The organism is Winogradskyella forsetii (assembly GCF_013394595.1).
Lineage (GTDB): Bacteria > Bacteroidota > Bacteroidia > Flavobacteriales > Flavobacteriaceae > Winogradskyella > Winogradskyella forsetii.
Genome location: NZ_CP053348.1, coordinates 2,470,822 through 2,485,936, shown reverse-complemented (window position 1 = coordinate 2,485,936; position 15,115 = coordinate 2,470,822). Strand labels below are relative to the sequence as shown.

The 15,115-nt window shown below is 35.1% G+C and carries 17 protein-coding genes; 12 read left to right on the top strand and 5 right to left on the bottom strand.

The features are described 5' to 3' along the window. Window positions 1–92 precede the first annotated feature (92 nt). The 5 genes from pfkA (at window position 93) to HM987_RS10760 (ending at window position 3,702) form a co-directional block, all read left to right on the top strand. A complete protein-coding gene (gene pfkA, locus HM987_RS10780) occupies window positions 93–1,079 on the top strand; it encodes a 6-phosphofructokinase (protein ID WP_179007942.1) in 987 nt (328 codons plus the stop codon). A 33-nt stretch (window positions 1,080–1,112) separates the two neighbouring features. After that, window positions 1,113–2,114, top strand: coding sequence for a type I glyceraldehyde-3-phosphate dehydrogenase (gene gap, locus HM987_RS10775; RefSeq protein ID WP_179007941.1), 1,002 nt, complete (start codon window positions 1,113–1,115; stop codon window positions 2,112–2,114). Window positions 2,115–2,192: 78 nt separating this feature from the next. Then, entirely contained in the window at window positions 2,193–3,056 is an 864-nt protein-coding gene (locus HM987_RS10770; RefSeq protein ID WP_179007940.1) for an N-acetylglucosamine kinase, read from the top strand. Window position 3,057: 1 nt separating this feature from the next. Beyond that, window positions 3,058–3,420: a methylglyoxal synthase gene (locus tag HM987_RS10765; protein WP_179007939.1), complete on the top strand. Its 363-nt coding sequence runs from the start codon at window positions 3,058–3,060 to the stop codon at window positions 3,418–3,420. Window positions 3,421–3,519: 99 nt separating this feature from the next. Then, a complete protein-coding gene (locus HM987_RS10760; RefSeq protein ID WP_179007938.1) occupies window positions 3,520–3,702 on the top strand; it encodes a hypothetical protein in 183 nt (60 codons plus the stop codon). A 48-nt stretch (window positions 3,703–3,750) separates the two neighbouring features. Here the strand turns inward: HM987_RS10760 and HM987_RS10755 are convergent, their stop codons facing one another. The 4 genes from HM987_RS10755 to HM987_RS10740 all read right to left on the bottom strand — a co-directional run bounded on the left by HM987_RS10755 (window position 3,751) and on the right by HM987_RS10740 (window position 8,116). Continuing rightward, window positions 3,751–5,025: an MFS transporter gene (locus HM987_RS10755; RefSeq protein WP_179007937.1), complete on the bottom strand. Its 1,275-nt coding sequence runs from the start codon at window positions 5,023–5,025 to the stop codon at window positions 3,751–3,753. A gap of 1 nt (window position 5,026) precedes the next feature. Then, on the bottom strand, window positions 5,027–5,170 hold the full coding sequence (locus HM987_RS10750; RefSeq protein WP_179004101.1) for a hypothetical protein: 144 nt from the start codon (window positions 5,168–5,170) through the stop codon (window positions 5,027–5,029). A gap of 26 nt (window positions 5,171–5,196) precedes the next feature. Next, a complete protein-coding gene (locus tag HM987_RS10745; protein WP_179007936.1) occupies window positions 5,197–6,261 on the bottom strand; it encodes a hypothetical protein in 1,065 nt (354 codons plus the stop codon). Between the two features lie 226 nt (window positions 6,262–6,487). Beyond that, a complete protein-coding gene (locus HM987_RS10740) occupies window positions 6,488–8,116 on the bottom strand; it encodes an acyl-CoA carboxylase subunit beta (RefSeq protein WP_179007935.1) in 1,629 nt (542 codons plus the stop codon). Between the two features lie 181 nt (window positions 8,117–8,297). Here HM987_RS10740 and HM987_RS10735 point away from each other — a divergent pair, with 181 nt between their 5' ends. The 6 genes from HM987_RS10735 (at window position 8,298) to ettA (ending at window position 12,873) form a co-directional block, all read left to right on the top strand. After that, entirely contained in the window at window positions 8,298–8,828 is a 531-nt protein-coding gene (locus HM987_RS10735; protein ID WP_179007934.1) for an NADPH-dependent FMN reductase, read from the top strand. A 2-nt stretch (window positions 8,829–8,830) separates the two neighbouring features. Further along, window positions 8,831–9,112, top strand: coding sequence for a GNAT family N-acetyltransferase (locus tag HM987_RS10730; protein WP_179007932.1), 282 nt, complete (start codon window positions 8,831–8,833; stop codon window positions 9,110–9,112). A gap of 188 nt (window positions 9,113–9,300) precedes the next feature. After that, complete coding sequence (locus tag HM987_RS10725; RefSeq protein ID WP_179007930.1) at window positions 9,301–9,738, top strand: MarR family winged helix-turn-helix transcriptional regulator; 438 nt, start codon at window positions 9,301–9,303, stop codon at window positions 9,736–9,738. Window positions 9,739–9,829: 91 nt separating this feature from the next. Further along, window positions 9,830–10,555 carry a pirin family protein gene (locus HM987_RS10720; RefSeq protein ID WP_179007928.1) on the top strand — a complete coding sequence of 242 codons (726 nt, stop codon included), beginning with the start codon at window positions 9,830–9,832 and terminating at the stop codon, window positions 10,553–10,555. A gap of 264 nt (window positions 10,556–10,819) precedes the next feature. After that, window positions 10,820–11,002, top strand: coding sequence for a CAL67264 family membrane protein (locus HM987_RS10715; RefSeq protein WP_173301102.1), 183 nt, complete (start codon window positions 10,820–10,822; stop codon window positions 11,000–11,002). A gap of 179 nt (window positions 11,003–11,181) precedes the next feature. Next, window positions 11,182–12,873, top strand: a complete 1,692-nt coding sequence (ettA, locus tag HM987_RS10710; RefSeq protein WP_179007926.1) for an energy-dependent translational throttle protein EttA — start codon at window positions 11,182–11,184, stop codon at window positions 12,871–12,873. Window positions 12,874–13,117: 244 nt separating this feature from the next. Here ettA and HM987_RS10705 read toward each other — a convergent pair whose 3' ends face one another. Further along, the gene (locus HM987_RS10705) at window positions 13,118–13,342 is read right to left on the bottom strand and encodes a hypothetical protein (RefSeq protein WP_179007924.1); all 225 of its coding nucleotides are present in this window, start codon (window positions 13,340–13,342) and stop codon (window positions 13,118–13,120) included. Window positions 13,343–13,747: 405 nt separating this feature from the next. Between HM987_RS10705 and HM987_RS10700 the strand changes: the two genes are divergently transcribed. Continuing rightward, the gene (locus HM987_RS10700; protein ID WP_179007923.1) at window positions 13,748–15,094 is read left to right on the top strand and encodes a coiled-coil domain-containing protein; all 1,347 of its coding nucleotides are present in this window, start codon (window positions 13,748–13,750) and stop codon (window positions 15,092–15,094) included. Window positions 15,095–15,115: the final 21 nt, after the last annotated feature.

The window sequence follows — 15,115 nt, the reverse complement described above, 5'->3', positions numbered from 1 at the left end:
CGTTTGAATTGGTATTTCGCCGATTTATTTATGACAATACTAACTTTTTTATATCTAGAGTTTCTTAATTTTACTGTAAATTAATAAAGGTAATGCTGCATACAATTAAAAATATAGGCGTTTTAACTTCTGGAGGGGACTCACCAGGAATGAACGCTGCAATTAGATCTGTAGTAAGAGCTTGTGCTTATCATGATATCAAATGCTACGGTATTTATAGAGGTTATGAAGGGATGATTGATGGCGATTTCGTTGAAATGGATGCACGAAGCGTTAAAGATATCATTAATAAAGGTGGCACGATTTTAAAATCCGCACGTTCTAAAGAATTTAGAACAAAAGAAGGTAGAGTGAAAGCCCACGAGCAACTGACAAAAGCCGGCATTGATGCGCTTGTTGTAATTGGTGGAGATGGTAGCTTTACAGGAGCCATGATTTTTAATCAAGAATTTGGTTTTCCTGTCATGGGAATACCTGGAACTATTGATAATGATATTTTTGGAACAACATATACATTAGGATACGACACAGCTTTGAATACGGTCGTTGGTGCCATAGATAAAATTAGGGATACAGCAAGTTCGCACAACCGCTTATTCTTTATTGAAGTGATGGGAAGAGATGTTGGACATATTGCTTTAAATGTGGGTATTGCTGGTGGTGCGGAAGAAATTTTAATTCCAGAGGAAGATTTAGGATTAGATCGTTTGACAGAATCGTTACGACGAAGTAAAAAATCTGGAAAATCGTCGAGTATTGTTGTGGTTGCCGAAGGGGATAAAATAGGTAAAAGTGTTTTTGAACTTAAGGATTATGTCGATCAGAATATGGAAGGTTACGACGTAAGGGTTTCAGTTCTCGGGCACATGCAACGTGGCGGATCACCATCGTGTTTCGATCGTGTTTTGGCAAGTAGAATGGGCGTTAAAGCTGTAGAAAGCTTACTTACTGGAAAAAGCAATTTTATGGTTGGTATTAAAAATGATATTATGGATTTAACACCATTTGACCAAGCCGTGAAAGGAAAATCAAAAATAAATATGGAACTTTTAAGAGTTTCAGATATAATGTCAACATAATTTAAATACAAAAATTAAAACAAAAATAGAGTAATGGCAAATTTAAAATTAGGAATCAACGGATTCGGTAGAATAGGAAGAATTGTTTTTAGAGCAACAGTTAAACGTAATGACGTAGATGTTGTAGCAATTAACGATTTATTGGATGTAGAGCATTTAGCGTATTTATTAAAGTATGATTCCGTTCACGGAAGATTCGATGGTACAGTAGAAGTAAAGGATGGACACTTAGTGGTAGACGGAAAGACTGTAAGGGTAACAGCAGAGCGCGATCCTAAAAACCTTAAATGGGATGAAGTTGGTGCAGATGTCGTTGCAGAATGTACAGGTATTTTTACAACATTGGAAACCGCTCAATATCACATTGATGGAGGAGCCAAGAAAGTGGTAATTTCTGCTCCAAGTAAGGATGCACCTATGTTTGTTATGGGAGTTAACGATAATGAGTTATCTGCAGACCAAACCATAGTATCCAATGCATCTTGTACCACAAACTGTTTAGCACCTCTTGCTAAAGTTATCGATGACAATTTCGGATTGGAAGAAGGTCTTATGACAACTGTTCATGCTACTACAGCAACTCAATTAACGGTAGATGGACCATCTAAAAAAGATTATAGAGGAGGTAGAAGTGCACTTTTAAATATTATACCAGCATCAACAGGTGCAGCAAAAGCTGTTGGAAAAGTAATTCCTAAGTTAAATGGAAAGTTAACAGGTATGGCATTTAGAGTTCCTACAGCAGATGTATCTGTGGTGGACCTAACTTTTAGAACCGAAAAAGAAACAAGTTTAGAGGCTATTAAAGCCGCATTTAAGAAAGCTTCTGAAGGATCTATGAAAGGTGTTTTAGGATATACTGAGGATTTAGTGGTTTCACAAGATTTTGTTAGCGATGCTCGTACAAGTATTTTTGATGCAGACGCAGCAATTGAATTGAACTCAAAATTTTTCAAAGTAGTATCTTGGTATGATAACGAGTTTGGATATTCAAACAAGTTGGTTGATTTAGCTCAAAAAGTAAACAACCTATAAGACAAATTATTAATTCTGAAGATTCCGTAGGATTATGTATTGTCATAGGCTACGGAATTTTTATTTATATTCAATATCATGATTTTAATTACAGATGGTGGTTCTACGAAGTGCGACTGGATCGCTATAGATAAAAACGGTAAACAAGCTGTTGATAAAATAAGGACTAAAGGTTTGAATCCTGCTATTGTTCCAGAGAAAAAACTTAGTAAAACGATTAAAAAGAGTAAGGAGTTAATGGCTATTGCCAACGACGTTTCCCATGTTTACTTTTACGGAGCTGGTTGTGGGACTGAAAAACCGACGCTGATACTGAAATCAATTTTAGAAACCTATTTTACAAATGCCATAGTTGAGGTCAGGGAAGATACATATGCCGCAGTAAGAGCATGTATTGATGCCAATGATGAAGCTGCCGTGGTTTGTATTTTAGGAACAGGCTCAAATTGTAGTTATTTTGATGGAAACGATTTGCACCAACGCGTATCTAGTCTTGGATTTATATTAATGGACGATGCTAGTGGAAATTATTTTGGTAAACAGTTAATAAGGGATTACTATTTTAACAAAATGCCAGACACCATAAGTGTTGCCTTTGCGCATAAGCATAATTTGGATGCAGATTTCATTAAGTATAATTTATACAAACAGACCAACCCAAGTGCGTATTTGGCAGATCATGCCGAGTTTATGTTTATAAATAAGGATTCAGAATATATTAGTAATATAATTACAAAAGGGATTCGCTTATTTACGGAAAACATGATTCTTCAGTACAAGAAAGAGCTAGATAATGGTGTTCCTGTGCATTTTGCGGGTTCTATTGCCTATTTTGGTCAAGATGAAATTAAGCAAGTTGCAGAAGAATATGGATTTAAAGTGGGTAATTTTGTGAGACGACCAATTGAAGGTTTGGTAGATTATCATGTAAAAAATCTTTAATATGGAAATTGCAATCATAGCACATGATGGCAAAAAAGCTGAAATGGTTCAGTTTTTAAATCAACATAGCGAAATTTTACAGCAAAAAAATATTTCGTTGGTTTCAACAGGGACTACTGGTGAAAAAGTAAATAGTGCAGGACTTGCCGTTAATGCATTACTTTCTGGTCCATTGGGCGGAGATGCGCAAATTGCAGCAAGAGTCGCAGAAGGGCATTGTGATATGGTGTTGTTTTTTAGGGATCCCTTAGATCGCCATCCACACGAACCCGATATTTTAATGCTCATGCGTTTATGTGATGTGCACAATGTGCCCTTAGCAACAAATCCGGCAACAGCAGAATTACTAATTAAAGGCCTGTAATTTTTTTAATAAGCTGTTAATAAAACTAAGCAAGTCGGTTGTAAAACTTATTTTTTGGTTATATCTTTGCAGTAATTAAACGTAAACGAAAAAAGACTCATGTTTGAATTTGATCAGTATTTAGGATTTTTAGCATTTTTAACCATATTAACTATTGGATTTTGGTTAATGATTTTCCTATTAACATTCGTTATTCCTTATTGGATTTTTGGATCTTCAATAGAACGTTTGAAAGAAATGAAAGCAGAAAGAAAAGCTAAGCGTGAAGGTTTAACGCATTAATAGCATTTTCCATATTATAAATAAATAGAGCGCATTGGCGCTCTTTTTTTATGCTCTATTTTTTGAATGCTTATAAAACATGAAGGATGCCACTAATCCAGCCAAAGTAAATAAACCCATAACACCAAAAGCATTTTGTAAACCAACAGCACCTTTATTGGCATCTAAAAAATAACCCATAACGAGTCCTGCAAAAATATCTGGCGTATAACCAACAACTGAGATAAAGCCCACAGCAGTCCCTGTAACCGCTAATGGAATTTTAGCTTCTTCAAGCGTTGCGAAATATAAAACTCTTGCTGAATACACACCTAAAGCCATGGTTCCAATGGATAGTATAAATAAGAGTGTTGTAGAATCATCAATAATACCAGCATAAAAGATGATGCTAGTGATCGTCATTAATAAAAAACCAATAACAATCCATAAGGAAGCTTTAGTTCTATCTGCAAGCATACCAATAACAACTCCAACAACAGGTCTGATATAGAGAAGAGACGTTCCCACTTTCGCAGCTTCAATTTTATTATAACCCATTACTTCTTCAGCATATTTACTAAAAAGATCCGTCATTTTATAACCGTTATAAGCACATAGAATAATAATCATGAGTAGCCAAACGGCTCTGTATTTCATAACTATTTTAAAATTTTCTATGGTCAATAATTTAGAAGGTTTATCAGATGCTGTGGTTTCAGTTTCTGTGAATTTTAAGAAGAAAAAGACCATAATACCTATGCAAAATACGGCAATAGAGGTGTAGGTTATCACTTCTTTGAAGGCTAAACGACGTTCTTCAATTGAGGTTAATTCAACCTCTTTGGTAATAAATAATGAGAATATGATGACGCCTACAGATCCAAAAAGCGCGGCGACCAAACCACGACCACCATCTAAAAACCCAAAAGCGATACCTTGCTTGTGAGTGCCTCCCCAAATTCTGGTGGCTTTGATCATTGCTGCCCAAAACAGGAAAATAGTGGTAAAACCCCAAAATCCATAAAGTAAATGTAGCTGATATAGACTTGGATATGTTGCTAGAAAGAAGCCTCCGAGAGCAGTTAGAATTAGCGCAGCTGACATTAAAAGATGCGGTTTAAATTTATCTGCCAATGGGCCACCAAAAAGATAGGAGACTAAGGCAACCGTACCATAAGCGGCAAAACAACTTCCTATTTCGGTGTCAGTTATAGAAAAAGATTCTAAAAACGTAGTTCTAAAAATACGCTGTAAAACAAAAGGCAAAATAAAAACAGCCTCTGCTGCTAATATCAATAATAGTATTACATACAAAGGCTGTTTTTTAGTTTTGTGTTGTTGCATATCAAACTTGCAAAACACCCATATTAAAAGGCTTTTCAATAGGAGCGTGGTTGGCTGCTTCAATGCCCATACTGATCCAAGTTCTGGTATCTAAAGGGTCAATAAGCAATTGACTTAAACTAGGATGCATTATATTATTTGGCATATTTTTCTTTTTACAGCATTAAACATTTAATTTTCATAGTACTCAATAATACGTTTGGCAATCATGGTTGGTGTTTTCTTAATCTCACCATCTAAATACAGCTCACAATATAACCAATTACCATAGGCATCATAATCCTTATACACATATAGATAGGTAGCAAAGGGGATCTTAAAATCATCGCTATAAGCTATGATCTTTGATACATCTCCTTTATCATTAAAGAACAACTCTTTGTGAGGTTTTATGTTTTTATTGATGCTCATGAAATCACTCATTTTAATGCGCCTCATTTTGGTTAATTGCCCATTGTTGTTGTAGGTGTACTCTTCACTAAAAAATACTTGGTCGTCGTAGTAGAGCTTTACTGTGCTTAACAAATCCTTATTATTGTAAGTGTATTTTTCTACAGTTTTAAAACGACGGTAAGCATCGTAATTGTGGTCTATTGATATAGGGTCTCGATAACGGTCTGATATAAAATTAAATCGTTTCTCTATTAATTGGTCTTTTTTATTGTAACTGTATGCCACGGCATATGCAGAATCTCTAACTTCTGGATTACCGTCAACATCTTTATCATAATATTGAAGTTTATATTCTGTTTTCACTTTTCCCTCTCTATCAAATACATATTTATACTCATAATAGCGTCTTAAATCTGAGCTATCTTTACGATCAATTAAGTTGATAGTACTGTAATATTTTTGGTTTAGTTTTAAAATATTTGGGTTATAGGTATATCTCGGGTGTTTTTCACGAACATATTTCTTTTTGGATTCGAAATCGTGCTCATCATAGAAATATACACCAGCCCTGGTGTCATAAAAAACTTGGTCAACACTATCTACAGACGACCATTTTCTTATCTGTCTACCTAGAGTATCAAACTTAATCGCTACGCTACTTATAAATTCGCTTGCCCCACCTCCTGGAAAACTAGCCTTATAATATTGCTTTTGATCAAATGATAAGTCTTTATGTACATAGTCTACATGACATTGCAATAGTTTTACAGGCCCTTTCAAATGTCTATTTCTCAACTCTTGTTCATAACGTGGAACATCTTTCTTCGTTGTTTTACAAGCCATAAAACTAACACAGACAAAAAAACAAATTATATGTATTAAATAAATGCGCATACTATCTAGGAAATTGAATTAATGATTTTCTAATACCTTCATCTCTTGTATTTGAGATATTGGTATCTATTATTTTTTTAATATCATTAAATGTAGTTAGAAAAGGAATGTCAGCTTGTAATATTAAAAACATTTCAAATAACAAGATTATTTTTGGGATGTGCGTTCGGTCATATCAAACTTGCAAAACACCCATATTAAAAGGCTTTTCAATAGGAGCGTGGTTGGCTGCTTCAATACCCATACTGATCCAAGTTCTGGTGTCTAAAGGGTCAATGACACCATCGGTCCAAATTCGGGAAGCGGCATAATATGGAGAGACTTGATCGTCATACCTGTCTTTTATTTTGTTGAACAATTCCTCTTCTTTCGCTTTGGTTATGGTTTCTCCTCTCTTTTTAAGTGAAGCCGTTTCAATTTGAAGCAAAACTTTCGCTGCAGAATTTCCGCTCATAACAGCCAGTTCAGCACTTGGCCAAGCTGCAATTAATCTTGGATCATAAGCTTTCCCGCACATGGCATAATTTCCTGCGCCATAACTATTGCCTAAAACAATCGTAAATTTTGGGACTACAGAATTGCTTACTGCATTTACCATTTTGGCGCCATCTTTTATGATGCCGGAGTGTTCCGATTTGCTACCAACCATAAATCCTGTAACATCTTGTAAAAATACCAAAGGGATTTTTTTCTGATTGCAATTCGCAATAAAACGTGTGGCTTTATCGGCTGAGTCGTTATAAATCACACCTCCAAACTGCATTTCGCCTTTTTTGGTCTTCACCAATTTCCGTTGGTTGGCAACGATTCCAACGGCCCAACCTTCAATTCTGGCGTAAGCCGTGATAATCGTTTTACCATAATCTTGTTTGTATTCGTCAAATTCAGAACCATCTACCAAACGTTTTATAATCTCCTTCATGTCATATTGATCCGCTCTGCTTTTAGGTAGAATGCCGTAAATATCTTCCGGATTTTCTTTAGGCTTTTTAGATTCAGCTCTATTGTAACCTGCTTTGTCAAAATCACCAATTTTATCGACTATCGATTTTATCTTGTCTAACGCATCCTTATCATCCTTAGCTTTATAATCCGTAACACCCGAAATTTCACAATGCGTCGTAGCGCCTCCTAAAGTTTCATTATCTATGGATTCGCCAATGGCTGCTTTAACCAAATAACTTCCTGCTAAGAAAATACTTCCGGTTTTGTCAACGATCAAAGCTTCGTCGCTCATAATCGGTAAATAGGCGCCGCCTGCAACGCAACTTCCCATAACTGCAGCAATTTGGGTAATTCCCATACTGCTCATCACGGCATTGTTTCTAAAAATACGTCCAAAATGTTCTTTGTCTGGGAAAATTTCGTCCTGCATAGGCAGAAATACACCAGCACTATCCACTAAATAAATGATCGGTAATCTATTTTCTATAGCAATCTCTTGAGCACGTAAATTCTTTTTTCCTGTTATGGGAAACCAAGCACCAGCTTTAACTGTAGCATCATTGGCGACGACAATACATTGTTTGCCTTTAATGTATCCCATTTTTACAACAACACCTCCAGATGGGCAACCACCATATTGTTCATACATACCTTCTCCAGCAAAAGCACTAATCTCTATGGATTTGGCTTTTGGGTCTAAAAGATAATTTATGCGCTCACGCGCTGTCATTTTACCTTTACTATGATGCTTCTCAATACTTTTTTCGCCACCACCCAATTTTACTTGAGCGAAACGCTTTTTAAGATCAGAAACTAAAAGCTTATTGTGGTCTTCGTTTTGGTTGAATTTGATATCCATAGTTTACGGCCCACAAAAGTGGGTATATTTTGAGGTTATAACTTATCTTTCTTTTGCACGAATTTACAAAACGATTCGATGTTGCGAAAGTGAATGTTTTGTTAAAATATAAAACATGGAATTATATTCCTTGGAATATAAATAGTATTGTCGTAAATTTATAACAACAAAAAAATTAAACATGAAAAAAATTATAGCCTTTGCAGGCAGCCATAGTTCAGATTCAATTAACAAACAGCTAGCTACTTACGCTGCATCTCTTGTTGAGAACACTGAAACTACAGTTTTAGATCTAAATAATTTCGGTTTACCAATCTATAGTAAGGATTTGGAGGCAAAAGAAGGCATACCAGAAAATGCTACTAAATTTTTAGGTCTATTGAAAAATGCAGACGGTATCGTACTGTCATTAGCAGAACACAACGGCGCATATTCCACTGTATTTAAAAATTTATTCGATTGGTTGTCCAGAGCAGAGCAGAAAAATTGGTTAGGCAAGCCTATGCTTTTAATGGCGTCATCTCCAGGAGCAAGAGGAGGGCAATCGGTTTTAGAAATGGCATTAGAGCGTTTTCCTAGACATGATGCGCATATAGTCGGTCAGTTTTCTTTACCGTCTTTTGGTAATAATTTTTCAGACGGAAAAATTATAAATGAAGAATTAAATAAAGAATTATTAAAAGAAGTCGAACAATTTAAAAACAGTCTTTAATTATGGAATTGAAACACGAAGAATCCACAAATAGAAATAGATTTTATCTTATAAATGAAGGAACAGAGGTTGGAGAATGCACTTATGTATATGTAAAAGATCATATCATCGACATTAACCATACTGAAATAGATGATAATTATAGAGGTCAAAATCTTGGAGAAAAGTTAATTGATGCTGTTGTTAATTTTGCTCGAAAAAACGACATACATGTGTCAGCAAGTTGTCCATACGCTAAAAAAGTATTAGAAGAAACTGATAAGTATAATGATGTCAAGGTATAGCTGGTTTTGTCTTAGCGAAATGAGAAGAAAAACGAAAGACAATAGAAGAACGAAAAAGACTTAAACTTAAGACAAAAATCGCATGTCTTAAGATTGAAAGTTAGCACTATTAACTGCTTACTGAGGACTGTCAATTTTCTCCTTAGGGGAAATGTCCGAAGGACAATGGGGAACTGAGGACTAAACAAATGGGAAATTTAGAAAAAGATATCAATTCAAGCTTTGGGAATAATCGAGTTAAGGCATTGTTGAATATTATTTATACAGCCAACTGGATTACAAGTGCTCAAAACGAATTTTTTAAACCTTTTGGGATTTCACCTCAACAGTACAATATTCTAAGGATTTTGAAAGGCGCAGGTGAGCCTTTAAAAGTTCAGACCATTAAAGATAGAATGTTAGAACGTTCGCCAAATGCCACGCGACTAATGGATAAGCTCTGCGCAAAAAATCTAATTGAGCGTTTGCCTTCTGAAAATGATCGACGTGTCGTAAAAATTGTAATTACTAAAACAGGAATAGAATTATTAAAAGTAATTCCGAAAGATTTGAATAAAGATTTACTCAAAAATTTAAATGAAGAAGAGGCAGAGCTTTTGAGTAATCTTTTGGACAAAATGCGTTAAGATTGACTGTCCTGCAAGGTTTGTAAAACCTTGTAAGGTATTATTGATAAAATAAACAAGAGCTTCTCGATTTTAAGAAAATAAAATTAATATGAAAAAAATAACACACAAAGCAGAAAGCAGAGGATTCGCCAACCATGGATGGTTACAGGCCAATCACTCCTTTAGTTTCGCCAGTTGGAACAATCCTGAACGCGTTCATTTTGGAGCGCTAAGAGTCCTAAACGATGATATTATTGCACCAAAAATGGGCTTTGGTACACATCCTCATGAAAATATGGAAATTATAACCATTCCATTGAAGGGCGTTCTAAAACATCGCGATAATATGAATAACGATTGGATACCTGTAGTGCCTGGGGAAGTTCAAGTGATGTCAGCAGGAACGGGCGTACAACATTCTGAAATTAATGGATCTTCTGATGAACATTTGAGTTTGTTTCAAATTTGGATCATTCCCCAAAAGCGCAATGTTCAACCGCGTTACGATCAAAAAATGTTTAATGCTGAAGAACGAAAGGGAAAACTTCAAACTTTAGTGACCTCATTTGAAGATGAACATGAAAACAGTTTAAAAATTCATCAAGATGTAAAAATTTCAAGAATTGATTTATCAGAAGGAACTACCTTTGACTATGTTATAGAAAATGAAAATCAAGGTGTTTATGTTTTGAACATATTTGGAAAAGCAGAAATAGAAGGAGAAACTTTAGATACAAGAGATGCTATAGGTATTTCAGAAACAGAAAGTTTTAATATCAGATCAAAATCAGATTGCGAATTGTTATTGATAGAAGTTCCTATGCTTAAATTATAATTTTAAGTTCATTTGTAGTAGAAGCATCACATATTGTGATGTTTTTTTTATTTAAAATACGATATTTGTATTTGAAGTGATTTTAACATTTAACATTTAAGCGAAAATTAGTGATTTTTTGGCTAGTTGAAGGCTTTTTTTTATTTGCATAGCATCGCTACGGAAAGAAAAAAAGACGAAAAATGAACAAAAAAGCGCAATTTTTTAGCGAATGGAATAAGTTTAAATCACTTCTATAACTAACTAACAAAACTAAGATTGAATATGGCAATGAATAAAAATACAGTACTGTCTTGGGCGACATGGATAATGATATTTGTAGGTTGCGGCCTAATTGCACTTGGAGCATTTAGATATGATGATGTTGCAGGTTGGGGATTTGCTGCCGTAGGTGGTGGATTTTTCTGTATTGCATGGGTTTTCAATGCATTAAAAGGAAGAGTTTAAAACCCAAGCAAAGGGTAGCTTATAAAAATTAAAATAGATACTTTGCAAAGCAAGTATTTTAATTTTTGTAAGTCGTAAAATATAAAACAAAAGGAAGAGAGTAAATTAGTTTTCAGTCCCAGTGGTAGTAATCAATCACGCTCAAATCAAAAATTGTAAATCAAAAATCGTAAATCATTATGTCTGACGATAAAAAAGTAATTTTCGCAATGTCTGGTCTCACTAAGACCTTTCCGGGAGCAAACACTCCGGTTTTAAAAAATATATACCTAAGTTTCTTCTATGGCGCTAAGATTGGAATACTCGGTCTTAACGGTTCAGGTAAATCCACTTTACTGAAAATAATAGCTGGAGTAGATAAAAACTATCAAGGTGATGTGGTATTTCAACCAGGTTATACTGTTGGGTATTTAGAACAAGAACCACAATTGGATGACGATAAAACGGTAATGGAAGTTGTGAGAGAAGGTGCTGCAGAAACCGTTGCCATTTTAGATGAATACAATAGTATCAATGAGAAATTTGGTTTAGAAGAAGTCTACAGTGACGCTGATAAAATGGAAAAACTCATGAATCGCCAAGCGGAATTGCAAGATCAAATTGATGCGGCTAATGCTTGGGAATTAGATACCAAGTTAGAAATTGCTATGGATGCTTTGCGCACACCAGATGGCGATAAGAAAATAGGTGTACTTTCTGGAGGAGAACGTCGTCGCGTGGCCTTATGCCGTCTATTATTACAAGAACCAGATGTTTTATTATTAGATGAGCCTACCAACCACTTAGATGCAGAATCGGTGCATTGGTTAGAACATCATTTAGCACAATACAAAGGAACTGTTATTGCCGTAACCCACGATAGGTATTTCTTGGACAATGTGGCTGGCTGGATTTTAGAACTCGATAGAGGTGAAGGGATTCCTTGGAAAGGCAACTACTCGTCTTGGTTAGATCAAAAATCGAAACGTATGGCTCAGGAAAGTAAAACGGCTTCTAAACGTCAAAAGACCTTAGAACGTGAGCTAGATTGGGTGCGTCAAGGTGCCAAAGGACGACAAACGAAGCAAAAGGCACGTTTGAAGAATTATGACAAATTAATGAGTCAAGACCAAAAACAACTTGACGAAAAATTGGAAATCTACATCCCAAATGGACCGCGATTGGGAACCAATGTTATTGAAGCTTCTGGTGTTGCTAAAGGATATGAAGATAAATTATTATATGATGATTTAAATTTCAATCTGCCACAAGCAGGAATTGTAGGAGTTATTGGTCCAAATGGAGCGGGTAAAACCACTATATTCAGAATGATTATGGGTGAGGAAAATGCTGACAAAGGAGAATTTAAAGTAGGGGAAACCGCAAAGATTGCCTATGTGGATCAAAAGCATTCTAATATTGACCCAGAAAAAACGATTTGGCAAAACTTTAGCGATGAGCAAGAGTTGGTAATGATGGGTGGAAAGGAAGTCAATTCCAGAGCCTATTTAAGTCGATTTAATTTCTCTGGAGGAGAGCAGAATAAAAAGGTAAAATTACTTTCTGGTGGTGAACGTAATCGTTTGCACCTTGCAATGACCCTAAAAGAAGAAGGTAATGTATTGCTTTTAGATGAGCCTACTAACGATTTAGATGTTAACACATTACGTGCATTGGAAGAAGGTTTGGAAAACTTTGCTGGCTGTGCCGTTGTGATTAGTCACGACAGGTGGTTTTTGGATAGAATCTGTACGCATATCTTAGCATTTGAAGGCAATTCACAAGTCTATTTCTTTGAAGGTGGATTTAGTGAATACGAAGAAAATAAGAAGAAACGTTTGGGTGGTGATTTAATGCCTAAACGAATTAAGTATAAAAAATTGGTGAGATAAAACGAACCGTTTGTAAACAGAAAAGCCAGCAATTTTGCTGGCTTTTTTGTTAGTATTTTTTTTTAAAGCTTATTTTCCAAGTGTTTTATTTTAGCTTTTAATTTTTTAGACTTAAGAAATGATAGAATCCATAATATGGTCATAGTTACAAACCCAATCGATAAAATATTGATGATTTTTACAGACGTATTATTTGATAAAGCCTCTGAAAAAAATGAAAACAAAAACTCCATAAACAAATAATTTAATTATCCCCATAAAGATGTCCACTAGGAATATCCTTATCAGAATTTTCATAATCCTTATAGGCGTTAGTTTGCATTAATTTCTTGTTTTCAGCTTTTAATTTATACATCTTCACAATGGCTATAAGAATAAAAACTAGAAATATAGACGCTACAGCGATTAAAATCATGGTAAGTTGCGTAGTAGTCACGATCAATGCTTTGGAAAGCAGGTTGTTAAACATAATTTACGTCTTTAGAGTTGGGTTCTAGACTGCTAAGATAGAAAAAAACTTAATGTTAAATACTTAATTTTAAAATATTTACCATTTTTAATCAACATTTTTACCGATTAACAGTTGTAAATATTCGATAAAACACAGTGTTTTTAAGTAAAATTCAACATTTTTCGATTTGTTAACAATTAGGTATTTAACCTAATTTAATGATAAAAAAAACCTAATCTGATTTGAATTGGAATTTTTTCCGATTCGTCGTTCAACAATTAATAAATCACAAAAAATAAATTATCGGTGTAACAATTTTAAAGATATAACTACATATATTTTAGTAAGTAATGTTTTTGTAGTCTTAAAAATTTACCGAAATTGTTATCCTAAAATTGTTCAACTTAATAACACACTAAAAATATGTCTGATGATTTTGATTTATTAGAAACAAATTCCAACGAAAAAACTGAAAAAGTAGATGTAAATTGGGGAAAGGCCATTGACCAAATGAAGTCAAAATTGGCTCAAGAAGATGATCCTGAAAGTCGTCAGAAAATATTAAATGCCACATTGGATAATGTGGTGGACATGGCCGAAAAAGATAGAACTACGCTGTTAGACGCCATAAAGGACTTAACGGATTATCAAGATGAAGTCGGTATTATGTTCGAAGGCTTTTCAGCATTGAACGCTGCAGAGCAAAAAATAATAGATGATGCTGTAAAACGTTTGGAACGTGCTAAAGTTGAACTCGAAGACGCCAAAAATAAACCAGACACATGGTGGAACAACCTTTGGGGACGAAAAAGCAAAATCAGGGATGCCGAGCAGGAGCTTCAAAATGCACAGAAAGAACGTGATGCTTCAGATAATAAGGCGAAGGCCATGTTCCAGCAACGTATTGAAACGGCTGATGTGCAGACCTTGTTAAATGAATTATCATTTAAAAGTCAGGCGGCTATCAAGCGACTAAAAGATAGGGAAATCGAAATTAAGGAAGTTGAAGAAAGTCTAAAAACAGCCATTTTAGAAGCTTCTAAGAACCATACAAAAGCACTTGAAAAAAAGAAAGAAGTTGAAAGTAAGCTCGAAGAGCAGTACGCACTTTTAAAACAAGCTAGACAAGCATTGGAAGAGGTTGCGGACAAACAATCCACTGAATATTCTGAAGCCTTGGAAAAAGTAACCACTTTAGAGCAGAAGGTTGAGGAGCTAGAAGGCCTTAAAAATGCCTACACCACTTTAGCAGCTTCAAAAGATAGTTTTGTTCATAAGCATAATCTTACTATCAAAGTTTTGACCTCACTGCGTAGCAATTTACAAACGCATCGCGCAAAATTAAAGTCAGATACCGACGAGCGTTTGAAGTACTACGATGGTTATGTGGTGGCTTTAAAAGCGAGAACAGATCAAGAATTCGCAGCTATTTTAGAGCATTTAGGTGTTAAAACCGATGAGCATATTGGCGAAACGCTGGCAGCAATGCATACCGCAAGTGCTAAAGCACGTCAGGAAATGATGGATAATATTCCAGTTCACGAAAAAGTGATGCAAGGCGTTTACGGAAGTTACGCTGAAGCTTTAGGTGAAATAAGAACAAAAGATGCCGAAATTCAGAAAAACTTCGCCGATCGTTATGGTATTGATATGAAAGAAATTTTTGATGAATACTACAAGGCAGACGCAAATGCACCATCAGGTGATGGAGGAGGAGAACCGACAGGGGAACCAAAACCAAAAGCTAGTGATGATGATCTGCTAGGATAAAAAAATAATCTGCAGTCTACA

Bases quoted from the DNA above. Each gene is read 5' to 3' on its own strand.
- pfkA (WP_179007942.1), top strand. From the start codon at position 93: ATGCTGCATACAATTAAAAATATAGGCGTTTTAACTTCTGGAGGGGAC.
- gap (WP_179007941.1), top strand. From the start codon at position 1,113: ATGGCAAATTTAAAATTAGGAATCAACGGATTCGGTAGAATAGGAAGA.
- HM987_RS10770 (WP_179007940.1), top strand. From the start codon at position 2,193: ATGATTTTAATTACAGATGGTGGTTCTACGAAGTGCGACTGGATCGCT.
- HM987_RS10765 (WP_179007939.1), top strand. From the start codon at position 3,058: ATGGAAATTGCAATCATAGCACATGATGGCAAAAAAGCTGAAATGGTT.
- HM987_RS10760 (WP_179007938.1), top strand. From the start codon at position 3,520: ATGTTTGAATTTGATCAGTATTTAGGATTTTTAGCATTTTTAACCATA.
- HM987_RS10755 (WP_179007937.1), bottom strand. From the start codon at position 5,025: ATGCAACAACACAAAACTAAAAAACAGCCTTTGTATGTAATACTATTA.
- HM987_RS10750 (WP_179004101.1), bottom strand. From the start codon at position 5,170: ATGCCAAATAATATAATGCATCCTAGTTTAAGTCAATTGCTTATTGAC.
- HM987_RS10745 (WP_179007936.1), bottom strand. From the start codon at position 6,261: ATGGCTTGTAAAACAACGAAGAAAGATGTTCCACGTTATGAACAAGAG.
- HM987_RS10740 (WP_179007935.1), bottom strand. From the start codon at position 8,116: ATGGATATCAAATTCAACCAAAACGAAGACCACAATAAGCTTTTAGTT.
- HM987_RS10735 (WP_179007934.1), top strand. From the start codon at position 8,298: ATGAAAAAAATTATAGCCTTTGCAGGCAGCCATAGTTCAGATTCAATT.
- HM987_RS10730 (WP_179007932.1), top strand. From the start codon at position 8,831: ATGGAATTGAAACACGAAGAATCCACAAATAGAAATAGATTTTATCTT.
- HM987_RS10725 (WP_179007930.1), top strand. From the start codon at position 9,301: ATGGGAAATTTAGAAAAAGATATCAATTCAAGCTTTGGGAATAATCGA.
- HM987_RS10720 (WP_179007928.1), top strand. From the start codon at position 9,830: ATGAAAAAAATAACACACAAAGCAGAAAGCAGAGGATTCGCCAACCAT.
- HM987_RS10715 (WP_173301102.1), top strand. From the start codon at position 10,820: ATGGCAATGAATAAAAATACAGTACTGTCTTGGGCGACATGGATAATG.
- ettA (WP_179007926.1), top strand. From the start codon at position 11,182: ATGTCTGACGATAAAAAAGTAATTTTCGCAATGTCTGGTCTCACTAAG.
- HM987_RS10705 (WP_179007924.1), bottom strand. From the start codon at position 13,342: ATGTTTAACAACCTGCTTTCCAAAGCATTGATCGTGACTACTACGCAA.
- HM987_RS10700 (WP_179007923.1), top strand. From the start codon at position 13,748: ATGTCTGATGATTTTGATTTATTAGAAACAAATTCCAACGAAAAAACT.